Raw genomic sequence first — 20,540 nt, 5'->3', positions numbered from 1 at the left:
CCCCGCGCGCGGAGACCGCGGCCAGCAGGGCCAGCAGCAGCGAGCTCGACGCCGGGCCACCCGCCACCGCCACCGCCGTGCCGCGGCGCAGCCCGCCGGCCGGCAGCAGCCCGGCCAGCGGCCCGAGGACCGGGAGGACGGCGCCGTCTCCACCCGCGGCCCCGACCGGGCCGACCGGCCCGGTCGAGCGGTCCTCCAGGCCGCGCAGCAGCCCTCTGGCCCGCTCCAGTCGGCTCGCCCGGTCCTCCCCCACTCCCGCGCCGGCCACCGCAGCCTCGGCCACGACACACCCCTCCCCTGGCACCGTGCACGCCGGGGGAAGTCGGCGACTCGAACTGATGTTCGATTCTAGCGGTGCGCGCCCGTCGCCGTCGAGCGCAGGCCCCCCGCAGGGTGCTCGCAGAGGTGGTGGCGTCCGCGCAGCGTCAGGAGTGTTCTCGCAGCCCGCCGGCGCACTGCGAGAACACACCCCGGGCTGCGAGGTGCGCCTAGGGCCGCTGCTGGGGACGGGCCAACCGGGCTGTGGCGGTCGAAGGGCACCGGGTGTGCGCGAGACCACCGGGCGGGCGCGGAGAGCACCGGGGGTGCGCGAGACCACGGGCGGGCGCGGAGAGCACCGGGTGTGCGCGGGGCTTCCCGGCGGTTCGCTCAGCACGAGCGCGCGGCGCGGGCGTCGGTGACCGCGCGGTGCAGCGACGCCCACGCCTCGGCCGGCAGGTCGCGCGGGCGCACCGAGCGCGGCACCCGCTCCACCGCCGCCCACCGGGCGGCCCCGGGCATCCGGCGCAACGCCGGGAGCAGCCGGTCGCCGGCGAACGCCGTGCGCACCAGCCGCTGGTAGGCACCCCGCTGGCCGGGATCGACCAGCGGGGCGGCCCGCCTGCGCACCACCAGCAACCCGCCGTCGACGGCCGGCCGCGGCCGGAACGCCGCCGCGGGCACCCGCCCGGCCAGCTCGAACCCGAACCACGGCCACCAGCTGGCCGTCAGCAGGGTCGTGCCGCCCACCGCGGCCCGCTTGCGGGCGACCTCCCACTGCAGCAGGAGCACGGCCGTCGCCCACGACGGCTGCGACAGCAGCCTGCGCAGCAGCGCCGTGGTGATGCCGAACGGCACGTTGGACACGACGTGGTGGTCGCCGGCCAGCGGGAACCGCAGCATGTCTGCGTGCACCACGCGGACGCCGTGGCCGAGCCCGCGGCGCAGCGACCCGACCCTGGCCGGGTCGAGCTCGACGGCGGTGACCGGCCACGGCCGGCCGGCCAGCAGCCGGGTGAGGGCGCCGTCGCCCGCGCCGAGCTCGAGGACCGCACCGGGCGGCACGAGGTCGACGATGCGGGCGGCGACACCGCGATCGATCAGGTGGTTCTGGCCCAGCTCGTGACGGCGGCCGGAGAAGGACGATGGCATGCGTGACCCGCGCTTCGCGTCGATCGGACGGTTATCCGGTCGGACGGCGCGCGAAGACCCCCGGCGCACGTGACGTGCGGCGAGCGGGGTGCGAACGGGCCGGTCACGGGGGGACCGGCGGGCGATCAGCGGCGCGACGTCCGGTGAGCGCGGCGCAGCCTTATCGAAGCCATGCGATCACGGTATCCCCGCCGTCGACCGGTTTTCCGCCGTCGCCCCGCCCCGCGCCTCCCAGCCCCATCCCATTACGCCAAACGCCACCGCCCAGGCGCCCCCACCCGAACGTCAGGAAAGCCACGTTGCTGACGTCTGAGGCCAGCAACGTGGCTTTCCTGACCCGGGGGTGAGCTGGACGCCACGGGGCGGCGGGCTGGACGCGGCGTGCAGTGGAGCCGGATGCCTGCGGAGCGGTGGGCTGAACGCCGCGCTAGGGCGGTCGACTCAGCCTCGCGGGGCGGTGGGCGCGGGGCCGGCGGGCTGCCCGCGGCGCGGGTCAGTGGGCGAAGTGGCGGGTGCCGGTGTGGTACAGCGCGACACCGGCCTTGGCGGCGGCCTCGGTGACCAGTTCGTCGCGCACCGAACCGCCGGGCTGCACGACCGCCCGCACCCCGGCTTCGAGGAGCACCTCCAGGCCGTCGGGGAACGGGAAGTAGGCGTCCGAGGCGGCCACCGAGCCGCGCGCCCGGTCGCCGGCCCGCGACACCGCCAGTCGGGCCGCGTCGACCCGGTTGACCTGCCCCATCCCCACTCCGACGGCGGCGCCGTCGGCGGCCAGCAGGATCGCGTTCGACTTGACCGAGCGGCAGGCCCGCCAGGCGAAGGCGAGGTCGGCGAGGACGTCGTCGGGAACCGGGTCGCCGGTGGCGAGGGTCCAGGTGGACGGGTCGTCGCCGGGGGCGTCGACGGCGTCGCGGTGCTGCAGCAGCAGCCCGCCACTGACCGGGCGCAGCTCGGCTCCCCGTCGGGGCACGTCGGCGGCCAGCCGCAGGACGCGCACGTTCTTCTTGCGGGCGAGGACCTCCAGCGCGCCGTCGGCGTAGCCGGGGGCGAGCACGACCTCGGTGAAGATCTCCGCGACCTGCTCGGCCATGGCCACGCTGACCTCGGTGTTGGTCGCGATGACGCCGCCGAAGGCGCTGAGCGGGTCGGTGGCGTGGGCCTTGCGGTGGGCCTCGGCGATGTCGGCACCGACGGCGATGCCGCACGGGTTGGCGTGCTTGATGATCGCCACGCAGGCGCCGTCGTGGTCGTGCGCGGCGCGCCAGGCCGCGTCGGCGTCGACGTAGTTGTTGTAGGACATCTCCTTGCCGTGCAGCTGCTCGGCGGCGGCGACGCCGGGGGCGCCGGAGACGTAGAGCGCGGCCGGCTGGTGCGGGTTCTCGCCGTAGCGCAGCGCGGCGGCGCGGTCCCAGGTGGCGCCGATCCAGCCGGGGAACGGGTCGCCGTCGGGGGCGACGGCGTTGCCCAGCCAGGAGGCGACGGCGACGTCGTAGGTGGCGGTGTGCCGGAACGCGGACGCGGCCAGCGACTGCCGCGCGGGCAGGTCGAACCCGCCGTTCTTGACCTGCTCGACGACCCACCCGTAGCGGGCCGGGTCGACGACGACGGCGACGCTCGCGTGGTTCTTCGCCGCGGCCCGGACCATCGCCGGACCGCCGATGTCGATCTGCTCGACGCACTCGTCGGGGCTCGCCCCGGAGGCCACGGTCCGGGTGAACGGGTACAGGTTGGACACCAGCAGCTCGAACGGCGCGATGCCGAGCTCGGTCAGCTGGGTGAGGTGCTCGGGGCGGCGGGTGTCGGCGAGCAGGCCGGCGTGCACGCCCGGGTGCAGTGTCTTGACCCGCCCGTCGAGGCACTCGGGGAAGCCGGTGATGGCCTCCACCGGGGTGACGGGCACTGCGGCGTCGGCGATGCGGGCGGCGGTCGAGCCGGTCGAGACGATCTCGACGCCGAGCGCGTGCAGCTCGGCGGCCAGCTCGACCACGCCCGCCTTGTCGTAGACGCTGATCAGGGCCCGGCGCACGGGACGGCGCTCACGCTGCGCCGATGGTTCGCTCGCAAGCTCGCTCATCGCACTCCCTCGCTGCGCTCGGTCGACGCTGCGCGAACGCACTGTGTTGACGGTTCGCTCGCAAGCTCGCTCACGGGATTCGTACCTCTCGTCCGGTCACGGTGGCCCCGTGCCGGGCCAGCGCGGCGACGGTGCCGACCAGCAGCCGTCGCTCCTCGATCTTGATGCGTTCGTGCAGCCGCTCGACGGTGTCCCCGGGCTCGACGGCGACGGCGCTCTGGGCCAGTACGGGCCCGGTGTCCACGCCGTCGTCGACCAGGTGCACGGTGGCGCCGGTGATCTTCACGCCGTGCGCGAGCGCGTCGGCGACGGGGCGCATGCCCGGGAACGCCGGCAGCAGCGCCGGGTGGGTGTTGATCATCGGGCAGCCGACGGCGGCCAGGAAGCCGGCCCCGAGGATCTTCATGAAGCCGGCGCTGACCACCAGATCGGGCCGGTGCCCGGCGACCGCCTCGGCGATCGCCTCGTCCCACCCGGCCCGGTCGGCGTGGTCGGCGACGCGGACGGCGAACGTGGGCACGCCGGCCCGCTCGGCCCGCGCCAGGCCCTCGATGCCGGGCCGGTCGGCCCCGACGGCGACCACCTGCGCCGGGAAGTCCGGCTCGGCGGCGGCGTCCAGCAGCGCCTGCAGCAGCGTCCCGGAGCCCGAGACCAGCACCACCACCCGCGCGGGGTCGGGGAGGTCGACCCGGTAGGGGCGGTCGGGCTGGGCGGCCAAGCGGGGGCTCCTCGACGGTGGGCGCGGTGACGCGTCCAGCCTAGGCGGTGCCCGTGGGTGGTCGGCGTCGCACCGCTGCCGGCCTCACCACACTCGATCGGCGTAACCGGTGGCGGTCGCGCTCCTACTCCCGGCTGCCCGTCTCCCCGTCGGCCTCCGGCGCCGGATCCGCCGCGCGCCGGGCCTGCTCGGCCCGCTGGGCGACCAGCTCGGCGACCGTGCGCGGCCGCGCGGCCGGCTCGGGCCGCTCCTCCGTCGAGGGTGGAGTCGGGGGCGGCGGGGTCGAGGGCGTCTCGGAAGGTGCCTCGGCGGCCTTGGCCCGCCGGGCCGCGCGCGCCGCACGCTGGGCCGCACGCGCGGCCCGCTCCTCCTGCGGTGTGCGGGTGCCCTGCTCGGTGACCGCACGCAGGCTGCGGACCCGCCGCTCCCGGCCCGCCGACCGCCCGCCCCGGTCCGTCCGCGACGCGCGCTCGGCTCGGCTCGGCCGTTCACCGACCGGTCGGCCCGAGCGCGAGGGGTGGTCCTCCGGGACCGGGCTCGACGGGGCCTCGTCCGGCTCGTCGGATCCGGACGGGCGCCCATCCGGATCCGACACGCGCTCGTCCGGGTCGTCGGCGCCCTCGTCGACCGGTCGGTCGTCCTGGGCCGCGGCCCCGCGGCGCGACGGGTGCTCGTCCGCGGGCGGTTCGTCGTCGCCGGTGGGATCCTCGACGACCTCGACCGGCTCGGCCCCCGGACCGCCGCGGACCAGGAACACCACCAGCGCCGGCACCCCGACCCACAGCAGCACCGCGGCCGCGACCGGCCCCGGCGGGACGTCGACGGGGTCGTAGGGCCCGGCGGCCAGCCGCCCGCCGGCCAGGGCCGCGAGCCCGGCCATCGACGCCGCCGCGACCACCGTCGCGCCCACGGTCGCCGGTAGCCGGTCGACCGGGGCCGCGCGCATGCAGCGCACGCCCGTGAGGACACCCACCGCCACCGGCAGGACCAGCACCGCCACCGCCCACACGGGCGAACTGTCGGGCAGCACGGCGAGCAGCGGGAAGCCGGCCGGCTCGCCCGGGGCCGTGACGAACGGCGACGCCGTCGCCGTCCCGACCGCGACGCCCGGCCCGAGCGCCCAGCCCGTCGCCGCGATCACCGCGTTCGGCACGTAGGCGAGCGCGAGCAGCGCGACCCCGACGGCCGAGCCGCCGTCCGGGGCCAGCGCGGCGAAGGAGGCGGTGACCACCCCGGAGCGCAGCACCACCCCCAGCGCGAGCACCAGCCCGCCCACCGTGATCAGCCCGCTGACCGCGAGCCCGGCCCCGACGAGCGCGTGGCGCAGCCAGCCGGGCGCGCGCGTGTGCCAGTCGGCCGGCACCCCGCAGCGGCGCACCACCCCGATGCCCGCGCCGACGCCGGCCACGAGCCCACCACCGACCATCGCCGCCCACGGTGCCACCACGATCTCCGCGGTCGCCGGCAGCAGCGCGCTGCCGAGGACGGCGACCGCGGCGTGCGCGCCCGCCGTCACCGCGACCACGGCACCGCCGTCGGTGCGCGGCCGCCCGCCCAGCCTGCGCACCGCCCACCCGGCCCCGAACGCGGCCACCAGCACGACGACGACCGTCGGCAGCAGCGGCAGGACCCCGATCGGCCGCCCTTCCAGGGCCAGCGGGATGTGGTGCGCCGCCAGCCACAGCGGGATCGCCGACCCGAAGGCCCCGTCCAGCGACATCCCCCCGCCGGCGGTCAGCACCACGGCCGCGGCGGAGGGGACCAGCATCGCGTAGCTGACCAGCACCGTCCCCATCGCGACGGCGAGCAGCAGGCGCAACCGGTCGAAACCGCCGGCGGGCGCGGGCCCCTCCTCGACGGGCGTGCCGTCGGCTGCCTCGTCCGGCTGCCCGGTCGGACCGCTGTCGGTCAGGGTGCGGGTCACCCGTTCAGGGTCGCAGCGCCGCGGCCCGGGGCCCCGCAGGCACGCCGGTCACCCGGCAGAGTCCCCCACACGTACAGCCCCGGGCGTCGTACGGCCCCGGACGACGGCCGCTAGCTGTTGGGGTTGGGCCGGTCGCCCGGCGGCATGAACCAGGTCTGCTCGTTCGGCGGGACACCGTTGGTGCTGCGCTCGTTGCGCTCCCCGTCGACGGGCTGCCCGTGCCGCCCCCCGCCGCCCTCGTCGCCGGGCTCGGGCGTCATCGGCCGCGGGGTGGACTCGGCGAACATGCCGCCCTCGCCGAAGGCGCTGGTCTCGTCGGAGTAGCCGCGGTCGGAGGGGCCGCGGTCGGTGGGGCCGTCCACGGACCGGTCGGAGCCGACCGCCGGCATGGCGGCCGTGGCGGAGCGGGTCGTCTCCTCGGACGGCTCCGGCGAGGGCCGCTGGGCCTTGCTGAACGCGCCGCCGTCGTCGAAGAAGTTGGTCTCGTCGGCCGGGCGGGCGCCGCGGTCGCCGGAGACGATCGGGATGGCCGTCGTGGCCGAGGTGGCGGAGGTGTCCTCGCGCGGCTCGGTGCGGTCGACGTCGGGCGTCGGGCGGGCGCCGACCTCGTGCGCGCCGGAGAGCGGCCCGGGGCCCTGGCCCCAGCCGCCCTGCGACGGGGGCGGGGTGGCGCCGAACGCGGACGGCATGGCCGGCGACGACGGCGGGCCGTAGCCGCCGGGCGGGGCGCCGTAGCCCTGGGGCGGGTAGCCGGGCGGCGGACCGTAGCCGGGCGGCTGCTGGCGTTGGCGCGGGACGCCGGCCGGGGCGGAGACGACGCCGGCGTCCATCAGGTACGCGACGATCGCGGCGCCCGCTTCGAGGAGGCCGACGATCAGCATGACGATGATGATGCCGGGGGCGTTGCCGGAGGCGACCAACTGCAGGAGCAGCAGCGCGCCGGTGAGCGCGATGACCGCGCCCGGCAGCAGCACGCGACCGGCCTTGGGCAGCACCGAGGCGCCGGCCAGCAGGCCGCCGCCGACGAGCAGCGGCGCGAAGGCGAGTGCGCCCAGCAGGCCGCTGTCGTCGGTGAAGAAGCCCAGCAGGTAGACGAGCACGGCGGCGCCCGCGGCCCCGAGTGCCAGCAGCCGGGCGGTGCCGGTGGGCCCGTCGCCGGCCGGCCGGGCCGGGCGCGGCGCGGGTTGGCCGGGCGGGCCGGGCTGGTGGGGCGGCCCCATCGGGCCGGGTGGTTGCGGCTGGTGCGGCGGCCCGAAAGAGGGCGGACCGCCCGGTCCGTGAGTCATCGCACTCCCTCGCATCGCCTCGTCCGTCGGCCGTACCCGCCGGCTCCCGCTTCCGGAGCAGACCGGCCCCTCCGACGCTAGCCCATCCGATCGGCGACGGCCGCCCGCGTCATCCCGTGACGCCGAAGAGCCACGTCAGCGCCGTTTGCGGGCAGCTGACGTGGCTCTGCGTGGTCGCGCGGTGACTCAGCCCGCGAGCAGCTCGCGCATCAGGGCCGCGGTCTCGCTCGGGGTCTTGCCGACCTTGACCCCGGCCGCTTCCAGGGCCTCCTTCTTGGCCTGGGCGGTGCCGGCGGAGCCGCTGACGATGGCACCCGCGTGGCCCATCGTCTTGCCCTCCGGCGCGGTGAACCCGGCCACATAGCCGACGACCGGCTTGGTGACGTTGGCCTTGATGAAGTCGGCGGCGCGCTCCTCGGCGTCGCCGCCGATCTCGCCGATCATCACGATGGCCTCGGTCTCCGGGTCGGCCTGGAAGGCCTCCAGCGCGTCGATGTGCGTGGTGCCGATGACCGGGTCGCCACCGATGCCGATGGCGGTGGAGAAGCCGATCTCGCGCAGCTCGTACATCATCTGGTAGGTCAGCGTGCCGGACTTGGACACCAGGCCGATGCGGCCGGGGCCGGCGATGTCGGCCGGGATGATGCCGGCGTTGGACTTGCCGGGGCTGATGATGCCCGGGCAGTTCGGGCCGATGATCCGGGTGGCGTTGCCCTTGGCGCAGGCGTGCGCCCAGAAGTAGGCCGAGTCGTGCACGGGGATGCCCTCGGTGATGACGACGGCCAGCCCGATGCCGGAGTCGATCGCCTCGATCACCGCGTCCTTGGCGAACTTCGGCGGCACGAAGACGACGCTGACGTCGGCGCCGGTCTCCTTGATGGCCTCCTCGACGGTGCCGAAGACCGAGAGGTCCTTCCCGCCGATGGTGACCGTGGTGCCGGCCTTGCGGGCGTTCACGCCGCCCACGATGTTGGTGCCGGCGGCCAGCATCTTGGTGCTGTGCTTGGTGCCCTCACCGCCGGTGATGCCCTGGACGATGACCTTGCTGTTCTCGTTGAGGAAGATCGACATGATCAGGCACCCGCCGCGAGCTGGGCAGCCTTGTCGGCCGCGTTGTCCATGGTGTCCACCTGCGTGACCAGCGGGTGGTTGGCGTCGTCGAGGATCTTGCGGCCCTCCAGGACGTTGTTGCCGTCCAGCCGGACGACCAGCGGCTTGGTCGCGCTGGCACCGAGGATCTTCAGCGCCTCGACGATGCCGGTGGCGACCGCGTCGCAGGCGGTGATGCCGCCGAAGACGTTGACGAACACGCTCTTGACGTCCGGGTCGCCCAGGATGACGTCCAGGCCGTCGGCCATGACCTGCGCCGAGGCGCCGCCGCCGATGTCGAGGAAGTTGGCCGGCTTGACCCCGCCGTGCTTCTCGCCGGCGTAGGCCACCACGTCCAGCGTGCTCATGACCAGGCCCGCGCCGTTGCCGATGATGCCGACCTGGCCGTCGTCGAGCTTGACGTAGTTGAGGTTCTTGGCCTTGGCCTTGGCCTCGAGCGGGTTCTCGGTGCGCTCGTCGACCAGCGCGGCGTGGTCGGGGTGGCGGAACCCGGCGTTCTCGTCGAGGGTGACCTTGCCGTCGAGCGCGATGACGTTGTCCTGCGGGTCGCGCACCAGCGGGTTGACCTCGACCAGGGTGGCGTCCTCCGCGACGAAGGTCTCCCACAGCTTGACGATCACGTCGGCGGCCTGGTCGGCGACCGGCGCCGGGATCTTGCCGGCGGCCACGATCTCGGCGGCCTTGGCGCGGTCGACACCGGTGATCGCGTCGACCGGGATGCGGGCCAGCGCGTCGGGCCGCTCGACGGCCAGCTGCTCGATCTCCATGCCGCCCTCGGCCGAGCACATGGCCAGGAAGGTGCGGTTGGAGCGGTCGAGCAGGAAGGAGAAGTAGTACTCCTCTTCGATGTCGCTGGCCTGCGTGACCAGGACGCGGTGCACTGTGTGGCCCTTGATGTCCATCCCGAGGATGGCGCCGGCCTTGTCCTTGGCCTCGTCGGCGGTCCGGGCGAGCTTCACGCCGCCCGCCTTGCCGCGCCCGCCGGTCTTGACCTGGGCCTTGACGACGACAGCCCCGCCGATCTCGGCCGCGGCGGCGGCCGCATCATCGGCCGTCTCCACCGTGCGACCCGGCAGGACCGGGACTCCGTGCGCGGCGAAGAGATCCTTCGCCTGGTACTCGTAGAGGTCCACTGGCTCTCCCACTCGCTGTGCCCGCGGCCTCGACGCCCGCGGATCGGCTGCTCCGGCGACCCTAGCGACGCTACGGAAACCGTCCCTGACCTGCCCTGGTGACGGCAGTCACCCCAGGTCGCGACGCGGTGCAATTGCCGTCCGGCGCAGGTGGTCCCCATCACCTACCGTCCGAACCATGGCTCCGGGCGGAACGGGGGCCGGCGCGGTGGTCGACGGCGTCACCGCGGCGGCGGGTTCCGTGCGGGCGCTGGCCCGGGGGCTGGGTCGGGCCGGGGCCTACGCGGCGCGCACGTTCGCCGCCCCGTCCGGGTTGCGGGGGCTGGCCGTCGAGTGCGCGTGGCTGGCGGCGCACGCGGCCGTCTACCCGGCGGGGCTGTGGCACGAGGAGCCGGCCGAGCCCACCACCTACCGCACCGACCCGCTGCCACCCGCGCGGCGCGGCCTCATCGTCTCCGACCTGGCCGCCGCGGGCACCCCGATCCTGCTGGTGCACGGGATCATGGACAACCGCTCGGTGTTCACCGTGTTCCGCCGCACCCTGCGCCGGCGCGGCTTCGGCGCCGTGCACGCCATGAACTACAGCCTGCTCACCGGCGACGTCCGCACGGCGGCCGGCGAGCTGGGCCGCCACGTCGAGCGCCTGCTGGAGCGGACCGGCGCGGACCGGCTGCACCTGGTCGGCCACTCCCTCGGCGGGGTCATCGCGCGCTACTACGTGCAGCGGATGGGTGGCTCGGCGCACGTGGACACGGTGGTCACGCTGGGCAGCCCGCACGCCGGCACGATGGCCGCCCACCTGCTGCCCACCGCGCTCGGCCGCCAGCTGCGGCCGGGTTCGGAGCTGATGGCCGAGCTGGCCGCGCCGTCGCCGGACTGCCCCACCCGGTTCCTGGTGGTGTGGAGCCGGATGGACCAGATGGTCGTGCCGCAGCGCAACGCCCGGCTCGCGCACCCCGATCTCCGGGTCGAGGAGCTGGGGTTGCGTGACGTCGGTCACCTCGCGCTCCCGATCGACGCGCGGACCATGCACTGGGTCGTCACGCAGATGGGTCGGTCAGAGGTGCGGCGCCACCCGCTGCGCCGGGACCGGCGCCGCGGCGCGGACCGGCCGGACGATCTCGAACGCGGAGCGTCCCCGGCTTCCTGATCGCGCGCCGGGCACAAGCCACTTCCATTCCGCTTCCCTTCCGCTTCCACCGGCCCCCGGAAATGGCGGCCGCGAGTCGGCGGGATACCACGACCGACAACGCCACCGAGTCCGACGGCGGAATCCACCGGAATGGCGTCGGCTACGCTCCGCCGGTGCTTCTCCCCGTTTCTCGCGATCGGCGTACCCGGGTCGGCGCGGCCGTCGCGCTGACCGTCCTGCTGGCGGGCTGCTCGACACCGCCGGGGCCGGACCCGGCGACCCCGGCGCCGCGGCTGCCACCGGACGCCATCGCCTACGACGACCTGCTCTCCACCGACCGCGAGTTCCCGTTCGCCGCGGACTGCTCCCAGATCACCCCGGAGGTGGTGGCCGCGGTCGAGGGCAGGGGCGCCGTGGACCTGCCCGGGGTGGGCTCACCGCCCGGCTGCTCCATCCAGGTCGGCAGCGACACCCTCGACGAGCTCTGGATCCTGCCCGAGCCCCCGCCCAACCCGTCCGAGCCGCGGTACTTCCCGCTGGCCTGGAACGCCCGGCTGGAGGGGACCACCTACCACCGGCGGCTGCTGATCGACGAGCGGTACTACGCGGTCGAGACCATCGACTTCCTGGGCGGCCTGCCGGGCTGCTACCTGCGGGTGGACACCGGCTCGCCGGTCGCCCTGCTGTTCCGCGGCGTGCTGCCCGAGGCGCACGGCCTCAGCTACGGCGAGCTCAACCCCGCGGTCACCGCCTACGTCACCGACCGGGAGGGGACCGACCGGTTCATGGCGGAGAACTGCCCGGTCGTCGAGCGGATGGCCGTGCCGCTGCTGGCCGCCATCGACCCGGGTGGCGGCTCGCTCGGCGCACCCTGACCGGGTTCGCGGGCGGTCCGCTCAGGCCACGTCGCGGCGGAGCACCCGCTGCACCGCCAGCCCGAGCAGCCCGGCCCACAGCAGCAGCGACACCGCCACCGGCCCCGGCCCGCTCACCGCCGACCGCGTGGCCAACGTGGCGGCCGCGGTCACCGGGTCCAGCCAGACGAACACGGCCGGGGCCAGCCCTCCGAGGGTGAGCATCACCGGGACCGCCACGAAGTAGACCGCCAGCGCCCCGGCGGCGTTGGGCAGCAGCATGGCCACGGTCAGCGCCACCAGCACGGTCAGCAGCGAGCCGAGCAGGCACACCGCGACCACCCAGCCCGGCCGGTACCCCAGCAGGTAGGTGGCCCCGGTCGCGGCCACCGCACCCGGCGCGACCAGGAACGACGTGGCGATCTGCAGGCCGGCGGCGACCAGCCAGAGCAGGCCCACCACCGCCGCCTGGGCCAGGAAGTACCGCGGCCGCGACGGCTGGGCGAGCAGCGTCGGCTGCGCGCTGCGGTGCTGCCACTCCCCGGCGATGAGCTTGATCAGCACCGCGTGCAGCAGCACGTGCCCGACCCGCACCCCGTAGTAGGTCGGGTTGATCTGGGCGGCCGCCGCGGCGTACTCGTCCGCGTCGTCGGAGCCGATGTGCACCAGCACCGTGACCCCGACCAGCACCACCGGGGCGAACGCCAGCAGGATCCGGTCGGACAGCGTGCCGGTCAGCTTGCGCAGCTCGACCCGCACCAGCACCGGGAACGGGATCCGCCGCGACGCCCGGTCCCACGGCCCGGCCGTCGGCGCGTACCGCGCGGGCGCGCTCACCGCGGGTCCCCCGCCAGCCGGAAGAACAGCTCCTCGAGGTCCTGCTGGTGGTCGCTGATCCCGTGCACCCGCACGCCGGCGGCGTAGACGACGTCGGAGACCCGGTCGCTGGGCGCGTCGGCCAGGATCTGGCCGTCGGGCCCCGGCTGGACGCGCACGCCCGCGCGCATGAGCGCGTTCGCGATCGCCCCCATGTCCGGGCCGCGGACGAGCGAGCGGTGGGAGGCGAGCAGCTCGCGGATCGGCCCGTCGGCCACCACCCGGCCGCCGCCGATCATCACGATCCGGTCCGCGGTCTGGTCGACCTCGGACAGCACGTGGCTGGACAGCAGGACGGTGCCGCCGCGGCCGGCGTGCCCGCGCAGCAGCTCGCGCACCGCCCGGATGCCGACCGGGTCCAGGCCGTTGATCGGCTCGTCGAGCATCAGCAGCGGCGGGTCGGCCAGCAGGGCGTGGGCGAGGCCCAGCCGCTGGCGCATGCCCAGGCTGTACCCGCCCACCTTCCTGCCGGCCGCGTCGGCCAACCCGAGCTGGGCGAGCAGTTGGCGGGCGCGGTCGGCCGGCACCCCCATCAGGGCGGCGGCGTTGCGCAGGTGGGCCAGGCCGGAGCGGCCCGGGTGCACCGCCGAGGCGTCCAGCAGGACCCCGGCGACGTGCCCGGGGTTGGGCCAGTCGCGGAACGGGCGCCCGGCGATCCAGCTGCCCCCGCCGCTCGGCGGGGTCAGCCCGGTGATCATGCGCAGGGTGGTCGACTTCCCGGCCCCGTTCGGCCCGAGGAACGCCGTCACCGTTCCCGGTCGGAGGTCGAACGACACGGAATCGACGACCAGCCGCCCGGAATAGTTCTTCGTCAGTCCGCGGACGCTGAGCACCGCCGGATCGTAACCGCGCGGCGTTTCCGGGTGTTCGCGGCCGCTCCCACGCGATCGCTCGCCCGGACATTTCGAATTCCTTCGAAAAGGTTCGGACGGAGCCGCCGCATTCATCCGGGGCCACCCGCCGCTCCGGCTCCGGGGCGCCCCACCGGCCGCGGTCGCCGGGGCGCCCGGACGGAGCGTGAGCGCCGACACACCGGCCCCGGATTTGCCGACGCGCGCGGACCCCGCTACGTTCCACGAGCCCTAGTCACGGACCGATCACGGTTGTCCGCGTCGACCCCCGATCGACGCGGCGGAGTCCCCAGCCTCCACCGCGGTCACCGCGACGAAGGTCGTAAGGATCATGTCGAGAAGGGCAGGTCTTGGCGCGCCACCGCTCCCCCAGCGGCGCCGAGGCGGATGACCCCGATCGCACGATGCCCATCCGCGTCGTGCCGGTCCCGGGGGCACACCGCCTTCCGGCGCCTCCCGGCGCGGCCTTCCGAGGTCGCGCGATGGTCGCTGCCGTCGCCGCCGGCGGCGTCGTCGCCGCAGGTCAGACGCTCGCCGCCCCGCTGACGACCGTGACGGCCGAACCGATCGCGTCCAGCACGCTGCTCCCGGTCGCCGAGACCAGGCCGGCCGCAGCACCCCCGATCAACGCCATCGGCGGCGACCAGCTCCCGCTCGACCCGCTGGCGCTCGGCTCCCTCGACAGCACCGCCGAGCTGGACGTGCAGAACCTCACCAAGGCCGTCGACATCGGCCAGGAGCTGGCCCGCCAGGCCTCCCTGCTCGACGCCGCCCGCGCCGACGGCGCGAAGCAGGCCTCGCTCGTCGGCAACGAGGTGTACGTCAACCCCACCGAGGGCCGGTTCACCTCCGGCTTCGGCGCCCGCTGGGGGACCTCCCACCAGGGCATCGACATCGCCGGCCCGGTCGGCACCCCGATCTTCGCGCTCACCGGCGGCGTCGTCGAGGAGGCCGGTCCGGCCAGCGGGTTCGGGCTGTGGGTGGTGCTGCGCCACGCCGACGGCACGCAGACCGTCTACGGCCACGTCAACCGCATCTTCGTCGAGGAGGGCCAGGAGGTCGAGGCCGGCGAGGAGATCGCCGAGATGGGCAACAAGGGCCACTCGACCGGGCCGCACCTGCACTTCGAGGTCTGGGACGCGGACGGCACCAAGGTCAACCCGGTGCCCTGGCTGCAGGACCACGGGATCAACCCCTGAGCGGTCGGCGATCCGCCGCATGATGGCGGATCGCCGCCAGGCCGACCCCGATGATCATCGTCCGAACTACCGTGACCGGGTGAACGCACTGCCCGCCACCTCGGCACCGCTCGACGAGCTGCGCACCGAGCTGGACGCCCCGGCACCCGACCCGGTCCGCCTGGAGACGCTCGGCAGACGGTTGATCGCCCAGGTCGTCCGCGGCGACCTGCGCTCCGGCATCCTCCCCCCGGACACCGCGGCCCTGCTGGGCGGCGCCCTGCGCACCGCCGCGGCGGCCGCCCGCGCCTCCTCGTGGCTCCTGCTCGCCGACTGCGTCGGCCCGCACCGGGCCGAGTTCGCCGGCACCTGGCCCGACCTGTTCGACGGCTGGCCCTCCCGCTACGCCTTCGGCGACCCGCCGGAACGCCCCGTCGGCGCCATCCTGCGCTGCCTCGACGAGGCCACCCGCCTCGGCGACCGCACCGCGGCCCTGCGCTTCGCCGACGCCGCCCGCTTCGGCTCCGCGGAAGCCCAGCGCGTCGCACTCGCCCACCTGGCCCCGCTCGTCGACGAGGACGCCGACGGCTCCGTGCGCTACCACTGCGGCCTGCTGCACTACCACCTCGGCGACCCCGCCGCGTCGCTGCCGTACCACGAGCGGGCCGCCGCGGCCGGCAACGCCGACGCCATGTTCGAGCTGTACGTCTACTCCAGCACCGGGATCGCCGTCGACGTCGACGACCGCACCGCCGACCGCTGGCTCGCCGAAGCCGCCGCCCGCCGCCACCCCCGCGCCCTGTTCAACCTCGGCGCGTTCGCCGCCCAGGCCGGCATGCACGCCGAGGCCGTCGAGCACTACAAGCGCGCCGCCGCGGCCGGCAGCGAGCGGGCGATGGAGAACCTCTTCGTCATGCACCTCCTCGGCGACGGCATCGAGAAGGACGCCGAGCGCGCGGCGCACTGGATGCGGCGGGCGCAGGAGGAGGGCGTGGACGTCCGGGCGGTGCTGGAGGGCCTGGGCCTGGACCCGGAGCCCACCCTCCACGAGCACGGACTCGCCTGACCACCCGGTGGGCGACCGGGGTGTGCTCGCAGCACCAGGTGTGGGCTCGCAGCCCGCCGGCGCGCTGCGACATCCACGCCAGCGCTGCGACGTCCTCCACCAGCCCTGCGAGGCCACGCCAGCCCTGCGAGGACGCCTCCATCGCTGCGGCCGCCCGCACGAGCGCGGCTCTCGTCCAACCCCGCCGCACGAAAGTGACTCTCGTCCACCCCCGACGCTGATCCCCGACCGCCGGGTTCCGTCGAGAACGAAGTTGTCGTGATCAACAGGGCTCGTTGATCACGACAACTTCGTTCTCGACGGGTGGGGGTGCGGGGGTTAGAGCTTCTGCATCGGGACCCCGGCGATCAGCATCAGCCGCACCGTCCCGGCGCTGCCGAAGTCGATCGTCGCGGTGGCCCGCACGCCCATGCCGTCGGTGGCCACGACCGTGCCCAGGCCGTACTTGTCGTGGTTGACCCGATCGCCCACCTCGACGGTGAGGGTCTGCTTGAGACCCGCGGCGGGGGCGCGCCAGTCGCCGCGGTCGGGGGCGTTCGACCGGCGGCCGAAGCCGAAGCGGCCGACCGGGGCGGAGCGCCGGGGTTCGGCGCGGCGCCACTCGACCAGCTCGTCGGGGACCTCGGCGAGGAAGCGGGAGGCCGGGTTGGCGCTGGGCTGGCCGAACGTCGAGCGCATCATCGCCCGGGACAGGTACAGCCGGTGCTCGGCACGGGTGATGCCGACGTAGGCCAGTCGGCGCTCCTCGGCGAGCTCGGCCGGGTCGCCCATGGCGCGCATGTGCGGGAAGACGCCGTCCTCCCAGCCGGTGAGGAACACGACGGGGAACTCCAGGCCCTTCGCCGTGTGCAGGGTCATCAGGGTGACCATGCCCTCGTCGTTGTCCGGGATCGAGTCGGCGTCGGCGACCAGGGCGACGCGCTCCAGGAACGCGGCCAGCGAGCCGGGCTCGGGGACGCCCGGGTCGACCTCCGGGGCGTCCTCCGGGAACTCCGGCTCGACGGCCAGGTCGGCGACGGCGGCGTCGCCGGCGAACTCGCGGGCCACCGTGACCAGCTCGGCCAGGTTGTCCAACCGGGAGGCGTCCTGCGGGTCCTCGCTGGCCTCCAGCTCCTGGGTGTAGCCGGTGCGGGCGTAGGCGGCCTCCAGCAGCTCGGCGGCCGACTCGCCCTTCTCGGCCAGCTCGGTGAGGCCGTCGAGGATGTCGACGAAGCCGGCGATGCAGCGGGCCGAGCGCGTGACGAGCCCGGGGATGCGGTCGGGTCGCTCGGCGGCCACCCGCAGGCCCTGGGCGAACGAGATGCGCTCGCGGTCGGCGTAGGCGGCCACCAGCTCCTCGGCGCGCTCGCCGATGCCGCGCTTGGGCACGTTGAGGATGCGCCGCAGCGAGACCGTGTCCTCCGGGTTGGACAGCACCCGCAGGTAGGCCAGCGCGTCGCGGACCTCCTTGCGCTCGTAGAACCGCACCCCGCCGACGACCTTGTAGGGCAGGCCGACCCGCATGAACACGTCCTCGAAGACGCGGGACTGGCTGTTGGTGCGGTAGAAGACGGCGACGTCGGAGTTGCGGACCTCGCCCGAGTCGACCAGGCGGTCGATCTCCTGGGCGACGAACGCGGCCTCGTCGTGCTCGTTGTCGGCGACGTAGCCGACGACCTTCTCGCCGTCGCCCTGGTCGGACCACAGGCGCTTGTCGCGCCGGTCCGGGTTGCGGGCGATGACCCGGTTGGCCGCGGACAGGATGGTCTGCGTGGAGCGGTAGTTCTGCTCCAGCAGGATGGTGCGGGCGGCGGGGAAGTCCTGCTCGAACTCGACGATGTTGCGGATGTTGGCGCCGCGGAAGGCGTAGATGGACTGGTCCGAGTCGCCCACGACGCACAGCTCGGCGGGCGGCACGCCCTCGTCCGCGGGCGCCACCAGCTCGCGGACCAGAACGTACTGGGCGTGGTTGGTGTCCTGGTACTCGTCGACCATCACGTGCCGGAAGCGGCGCCGGTAGTACTCGGCGACGGCCGGCAGCCGCTGCAGCAGCGAGACCGTCTCCATGATCAGGTCGTCGAAGTCGAAGGCGTTGGCCGTGCGCAGCCGGGACTGGTAGACGCCGTAGACGTCGGCGACCTTGCGCTCGTAGTCGTTGCCGGCGCGGGCGGCCGCGTCGTCCGGGCCGACCAGCTCGTTCTTGAGGTTCGAGATCTGCGCGGCGATCGCGCGCGGGGCGAACTTCTTGGGGTCGAGCTCGAGGTCGCGGGTGACCAGCCCCACCAAACGGCGGGTGTCGTCGGCGTCGTACACCGAGAACGCGCTGCGCACCCCGAGGTGCTTGGCCTCGCGGCGCAGGATCCGCACGCACATCGAGTGGAACGTCGACACCCACATCGCCGCGGACCGGCGCCCGACCAGCGCGTCGACCCGCTCCTTCATCTCGGCGGCCGCCTTGTTGGTGAAGGTGATCGACATGATCTCGCCGGGGTGCACATCGCGCTCGGCCAGCAGCCAGGCGATGCGGTGGGTGAGCACCCGGGTCTTGCCGGAGCCGGCGCCGGCCACGATGAGCAGCGGCGAGCCGGCGTGCACCACCGCCTCCCGCTGGCGCGGGTTGAGCCCTTCGAGCAGGGCGGCACCGCGCTCCGTGCGGGGCTGCGCGGGAGCGTTCTCGGTAGGCAGTTCGAACAGCGCACTCATTGTGTTCGAACGATACCGCTGCTGCCCGACGCCCCCGCGCTGTGGCACACTGCTGGCGTGATGCTGATCAGCCACCGATTTTTCTACGGGCACCGGACACCGGTACCCGTGGCCTGCTGACCAGCCCCCACGACGCCCCGGAGTCCGACGGACCCGGGGCGTTCTCGCGTCACGGGCCTGGACCCGACAACCAGGAGGAGATCGTGACCGTGACCGACACCCCCGCCGACCGAGCCGGCGCCGCCGAGCTGCCCCCGGTCGACCCGCCGGAGGTCATCGAGGAGCTGCGGCTGGAGATCGACCGCCTCGACCGGGAGATCCTGCAGCTCATCAAACGCCGCAGCGAGGTCTCACAACGGATCGGCCGCGCCCGGATGGCGGCCGGCGGGCCGCGGATCGTCTACAACCGCGAGATGGCCGTGCTGGCCCGGTTCCGCGACCTCGGCCCGGACGGCCGCGCGCTGGGCATGCTGCTGCTGCGGCTGGGCCGCGGGCGCCTGGGCGGTCACTGAGCCGTCCGCCCACCTCCACGCCGGTGTCGTGGCACTCTGGGGGCATGGGAGCTGTGGTCGGGGTCATCGCCTTCGTCATCGCGCTGGTCGGGTTGGTCGCCGCGCTGGGCCACGTCGGCTACCTGGCCATGCTCAACAGCGCGGCCCGCAAGCGCGGCGCGTCCGGCCAGTACGCCGTCGACTACGTCGGCGCCCGCTGGAAGGTGGCCGGCGTCACCTCGGCCGCCGCGGCCTTCGGTCTGCTGCTGACCAGCGGCGGCCTGGCGCCCGACATCCTCGGGATGATCGTCGGCGGCGGTGCCGGCCTGATGGCGCAGCGGCAGCTGGAGTCGACCCGCAAGAACTTCCGCAACCAGCCCTAGCGCCCCGCGCGCACGTAGAGTGCGCCGGTGAGTGATCTTGCCGCCGGGTCCGTGCCCCGCCCGGCCACCGTCCGCGACGACGTCGAACGCGCCCTGGTCGTCGTCGCGCATCCCGACGACGTCGACTTCGGGGCCGCCGGGACGGTCGCTTCCTGGACGGCGGCCGGCATCGAGGTGGGGTACTGCATCTGCACCTCGGGCGACGCGGGCGGCTTCGACGACACCCCGCGCGAACGGATGGGGCCGCTGCGGGAGGCCGAGCAGCGCGCCGCGGCCGCCGTGCTGGGGGTGACCGACGTCAGCTTCCTGGGCTACCCGGACGGCCGGCTAGTCCCCAGCATCGAACTGCGCCGCGACATCAGCCGCCAGATCCGCCGGTTCCGCCCGCAGCGCGTGCTGACCCACTCCCCGGAGATCTTCTGGCGGCGCATGGGCGCCTCGCACCCCGACCACCGGGCGGCGGGTGAGGCGACGGTGGCGGCCGTCTACCCGGACGCGCGCAACCCCTTCGCGCACCCCGAGCTGCTCGCCGAGGGCCTGGACGCCTGGACGGTGCCGGAGATGTGGCTGATGGCCGCGCCGGAGGAGCGCCAGGACCACGCCGTCGACATCACCGCGACCGTCGACCGGAAGCTGGCCGCGCTGGCCGCGCACGTCTCGCAGACCGCCCACCGCTCGGACATAGGCGACTGGGTCAGCGGCCTGGCCGGCGCGGTGGGCCGCCGGTTCGGCCTGCCCGAGGGTCACCTGGCCGAGGCGTTCCAGGTCGTGACGATCGAGTGAACGGGTGATCGCCCAGCACGCGTAGTGAGATCGACTGCGAACATCGAGTGGAGCCCCCTGAACGGCCGTCCGGAAGTTGGTCCGGACGGTCTCCGGTCCGGTAGACAACCCCGGTCGACACGGCCGAGGGGGCATGCACTGTGGTTCGGACACGGTCAACCGGTGGAGCCGACGGCCCCGTCTCGGTGGCCGATCTGCTCAGCCGGCACGGGCACGTCCTGCGGGACGACCCGGCGGACGCGGGCGCGGACGCGAAGGCCGACGCGGAAGAGCGGGGCGGCCCGCGCGCGTTCGCGGCGCGCTGGCGCCGGACGCTGATCGCCGTCGGCTGCGTCGTCGCCGCGGGTTCGGTGCTCGGCGGCGCGGTGGCCGTGGGGAACGCCGGGCACGAGGCGCCGCTCGGGCCGGTCCCCGGCGGGCTGCTGGACCAGCTGACCCGCGACTCGGCCGGCGACCCGAGCTACGGCACCTACCCGGGCGGGTCGGTGCTCCCGGACGGGCCGGCCGGCCTCCCCGCGCCCGGCATCCCGCTGCCGCGCTCCGCGGGCGTGGCCCCCGCGGCCGGCGTGGTGCCGGCCCCGCGGACGCC

General features: G+C 74.8%; 18 protein-coding genes and 1 pseudogene. 8 read left to right on the top strand and 11 right to left on the bottom strand.

The genetic code is table 11. The features are described 5' to 3' along the window. From KIK08_RS27175 to sucC, 8 genes and pseudogenes are all read right to left on the bottom strand, one after another. Positions 1-283, bottom strand: a pseudogene (locus tag KIK08_RS27175) (hypothetical protein); the annotation flags it as partial. Positions 284-648: 365 nt separating this feature from the next. Then, positions 649-1,410 carry a ribosomal RNA small subunit methyltransferase A gene (locus KIK08_RS27170; RefSeq protein WP_214406107.1) on the bottom strand — a complete coding sequence of 254 codons (762 nt, stop codon included), beginning with the start codon at positions 1,408-1,410 and terminating at the stop codon, positions 649-651. Positions 1,411-1,903: 493 nt separating this feature from the next. Further along, positions 1,904-3,484 carry a bifunctional phosphoribosylaminoimidazolecarboxamide formyltransferase/IMP cyclohydrolase gene (gene purH, locus KIK08_RS27165; protein WP_214406106.1) on the bottom strand — a complete coding sequence of 527 codons (1,581 nt, stop codon included), beginning with the start codon at positions 3,482-3,484 and terminating at the stop codon, positions 1,904-1,906. 70 nt (positions 3,485-3,554) lie between these two features. Continuing rightward, positions 3,555-4,202, bottom strand: a complete 648-nt coding sequence (purN, locus tag KIK08_RS27160) for a phosphoribosylglycinamide formyltransferase (protein WP_214406105.1) — start codon at positions 4,200-4,202, stop codon at positions 3,555-3,557. Positions 4,203-4,326: 124 nt separating this feature from the next. Next, positions 4,327-6,126 carry a cell division protein PerM gene (locus KIK08_RS27155; protein ID WP_214406104.1) on the bottom strand — a complete coding sequence of 600 codons (1,800 nt, stop codon included), beginning with the start codon at positions 6,124-6,126 and terminating at the stop codon, positions 4,327-4,329. A gap of 110 nt (positions 6,127-6,236) precedes the next feature. Beyond that, positions 6,237-7,346, bottom strand: coding sequence for a DUF5336 domain-containing protein (locus KIK08_RS41385; protein WP_214406103.1), 1,110 nt, complete (start codon positions 7,344-7,346; stop codon positions 6,237-6,239). Positions 7,347-7,598: 252 nt separating this feature from the next. Then, positions 7,599-8,483 carry a succinate--CoA ligase subunit alpha gene (sucD, locus tag KIK08_RS27145; protein WP_214406102.1) on the bottom strand — a complete coding sequence of 295 codons (885 nt, stop codon included), beginning with the start codon at positions 8,481-8,483 and terminating at the stop codon, positions 7,599-7,601. 2 nt (positions 8,484-8,485) lie between these two features. Further along, positions 8,486-9,655 (bottom strand): ADP-forming succinate--CoA ligase subunit beta, encoded by a 1,170-nt coding sequence (gene sucC, locus KIK08_RS27140; RefSeq protein ID WP_214406101.1) that lies wholly within the window; start codon positions 9,653-9,655, stop codon positions 8,486-8,488. 178 nt (positions 9,656-9,833) lie between these two features. Between sucC and KIK08_RS27135 the strand changes: the two genes are divergently transcribed. Next, the gene (locus tag KIK08_RS27135) at positions 9,834-10,805 is read left to right on the top strand and encodes an esterase/lipase family protein (RefSeq protein ID WP_214406100.1); all 972 of its coding nucleotides are present in this window, start codon (positions 9,834-9,836) and stop codon (positions 10,803-10,805) included. Positions 10,806-10,960: 155 nt separating this feature from the next. Continuing rightward, positions 10,961-11,662, top strand: a complete 702-nt coding sequence (locus tag KIK08_RS27130) for a DUF3558 domain-containing protein (protein WP_214406099.1) — start codon at positions 10,961-10,963, stop codon at positions 11,660-11,662. A gap of 21 nt (positions 11,663-11,683) precedes the next feature. On the opposite strand, the gene KIK08_RS27125 is transcribed toward KIK08_RS27130, so the two are convergent. After that, the gene (locus tag KIK08_RS27125) at positions 11,684-12,478 is read right to left on the bottom strand and encodes a hypothetical protein (RefSeq protein ID WP_214406098.1); all 795 of its coding nucleotides are present in this window, start codon (positions 12,476-12,478) and stop codon (positions 11,684-11,686) included. Next, positions 12,475-13,350, bottom strand: coding sequence for an ABC transporter ATP-binding protein (locus tag KIK08_RS27120; RefSeq protein ID WP_214406097.1), 876 nt, complete (start codon positions 13,348-13,350; stop codon positions 12,475-12,477). The genes KIK08_RS27125 and KIK08_RS27120 overlap by 4 nt, the downstream gene beginning before the upstream one ends. 500 nt (positions 13,351-13,850) lie before the next feature. Here KIK08_RS27120 and KIK08_RS27115 point away from each other — a divergent pair, with 500 nt between their 5' ends. Together KIK08_RS27115 and KIK08_RS27110 are read left to right on the top strand one after the other, a co-directional pair. Next, positions 13,851-14,567, top strand: coding sequence for a M23 family metallopeptidase (locus KIK08_RS27115; protein WP_214406096.1), 717 nt, complete (start codon positions 13,851-13,853; stop codon positions 14,565-14,567). A gap of 79 nt (positions 14,568-14,646) precedes the next feature. After that, on the top strand, positions 14,647-15,612 hold the full coding sequence (locus KIK08_RS27110) for a tetratricopeptide repeat protein (RefSeq protein WP_214406095.1): 966 nt from the start codon (positions 14,647-14,649) through the stop codon (positions 15,610-15,612). A 318-nt stretch (positions 15,613-15,930) separates the two neighbouring features. Here KIK08_RS27110 and pcrA read toward each other — a convergent pair whose 3' ends face one another. Then, positions 15,931-18,294, bottom strand: coding sequence for a DNA helicase PcrA (gene pcrA, locus KIK08_RS27105; protein WP_214406094.1), 2,364 nt, complete (start codon positions 18,292-18,294; stop codon positions 15,931-15,933). A 209-nt stretch (positions 18,295-18,503) separates the two neighbouring features. Here pcrA and KIK08_RS27100 point away from each other — a divergent pair, with 209 nt between their 5' ends. The 4 genes from KIK08_RS27100 to KIK08_RS27085 form a co-directional block, all read left to right on the top strand. Then, a complete protein-coding gene (locus KIK08_RS27100; protein ID WP_408004733.1) occupies positions 18,504-18,806 on the top strand; it encodes a chorismate mutase in 303 nt (100 codons plus the stop codon). A 44-nt stretch (positions 18,807-18,850) separates the two neighbouring features. Then, positions 18,851-19,168: a hypothetical protein gene (locus KIK08_RS27095; protein ID WP_214406092.1), complete on the top strand. Its 318-nt coding sequence runs from the start codon at positions 18,851-18,853 to the stop codon at positions 19,166-19,168. A gap of 27 nt (positions 19,169-19,195) precedes the next feature. Then, the gene (locus KIK08_RS27090; protein ID WP_308257925.1) at positions 19,196-19,951 is read left to right on the top strand and encodes a PIG-L deacetylase family protein; all 756 of its coding nucleotides are present in this window, start codon (positions 19,196-19,198) and stop codon (positions 19,949-19,951) included. A 185-nt stretch (positions 19,952-20,136) separates the two neighbouring features. Beyond that, a partial coding sequence (locus tag KIK08_RS27085) for a hypothetical protein (protein WP_214406091.1) occupies positions 20,137-20,540 on the top strand: 404 nt, incomplete at its 3' end.

The organism is Pseudonocardia lacus (assembly GCF_018531445.1).
In the GTDB taxonomy this organism is placed as follows: domain Bacteria; phylum Actinomycetota; class Actinomycetes; order Mycobacteriales; family Pseudonocardiaceae; genus Pseudonocardia; species Pseudonocardia lacus.
The sequence above is the reverse complement of the archived record's forward strand: the minus strand, read 5'-3'. Positions and strand labels throughout refer to the sequence as shown.

Excerpts from the sequence above, each read along its gene's own strand:
- KIK08_RS27170 (WP_214406107.1), bottom strand. The coding sequence starts at position 1,410 with ATGCCATCGTCCTTCTCCGGCCGCCGTCACGAGCTGGGCCAGAACCAC.
- sucD (WP_214406102.1), bottom strand. The coding sequence starts at position 8,483 with ATGTCGATCTTCCTCAACGAGAACAGCAAGGTCATCGTCCAGGGCATC.
- KIK08_RS27115 (WP_214406096.1), top strand. The coding sequence starts at position 13,851 with ATGGTCGCTGCCGTCGCCGCCGGCGGCGTCGTCGCCGCAGGTCAGACG.
- pcrA (WP_214406094.1), bottom strand. The coding sequence starts at position 18,294 with ATGAGTGCGCTGTTCGAACTGCCTACCGAGAACGCTCCCGCGCAGCCC.
- KIK08_RS27135 (WP_214406100.1), top strand. The coding sequence starts at position 9,834 with ATGGCTCCGGGCGGAACGGGGGCCGGCGCGGTGGTCGACGGCGTCACC.
- KIK08_RS41385 (WP_214406103.1), bottom strand. The coding sequence starts at position 7,346 with ATGGGGCCGCCCCACCAGCCCGGCCCGCCCGGCCAACCCGCGCCGCGC.
- KIK08_RS27095 (WP_214406092.1), top strand. The coding sequence starts at position 18,851 with ATGGGAGCTGTGGTCGGGGTCATCGCCTTCGTCATCGCGCTGGTCGGG.
- purH (WP_214406106.1), bottom strand. The coding sequence starts at position 3,484 with ATGAGCGAGCTTGCGAGCGAACCATCGGCGCAGCGTGAGCGCCGTCCC.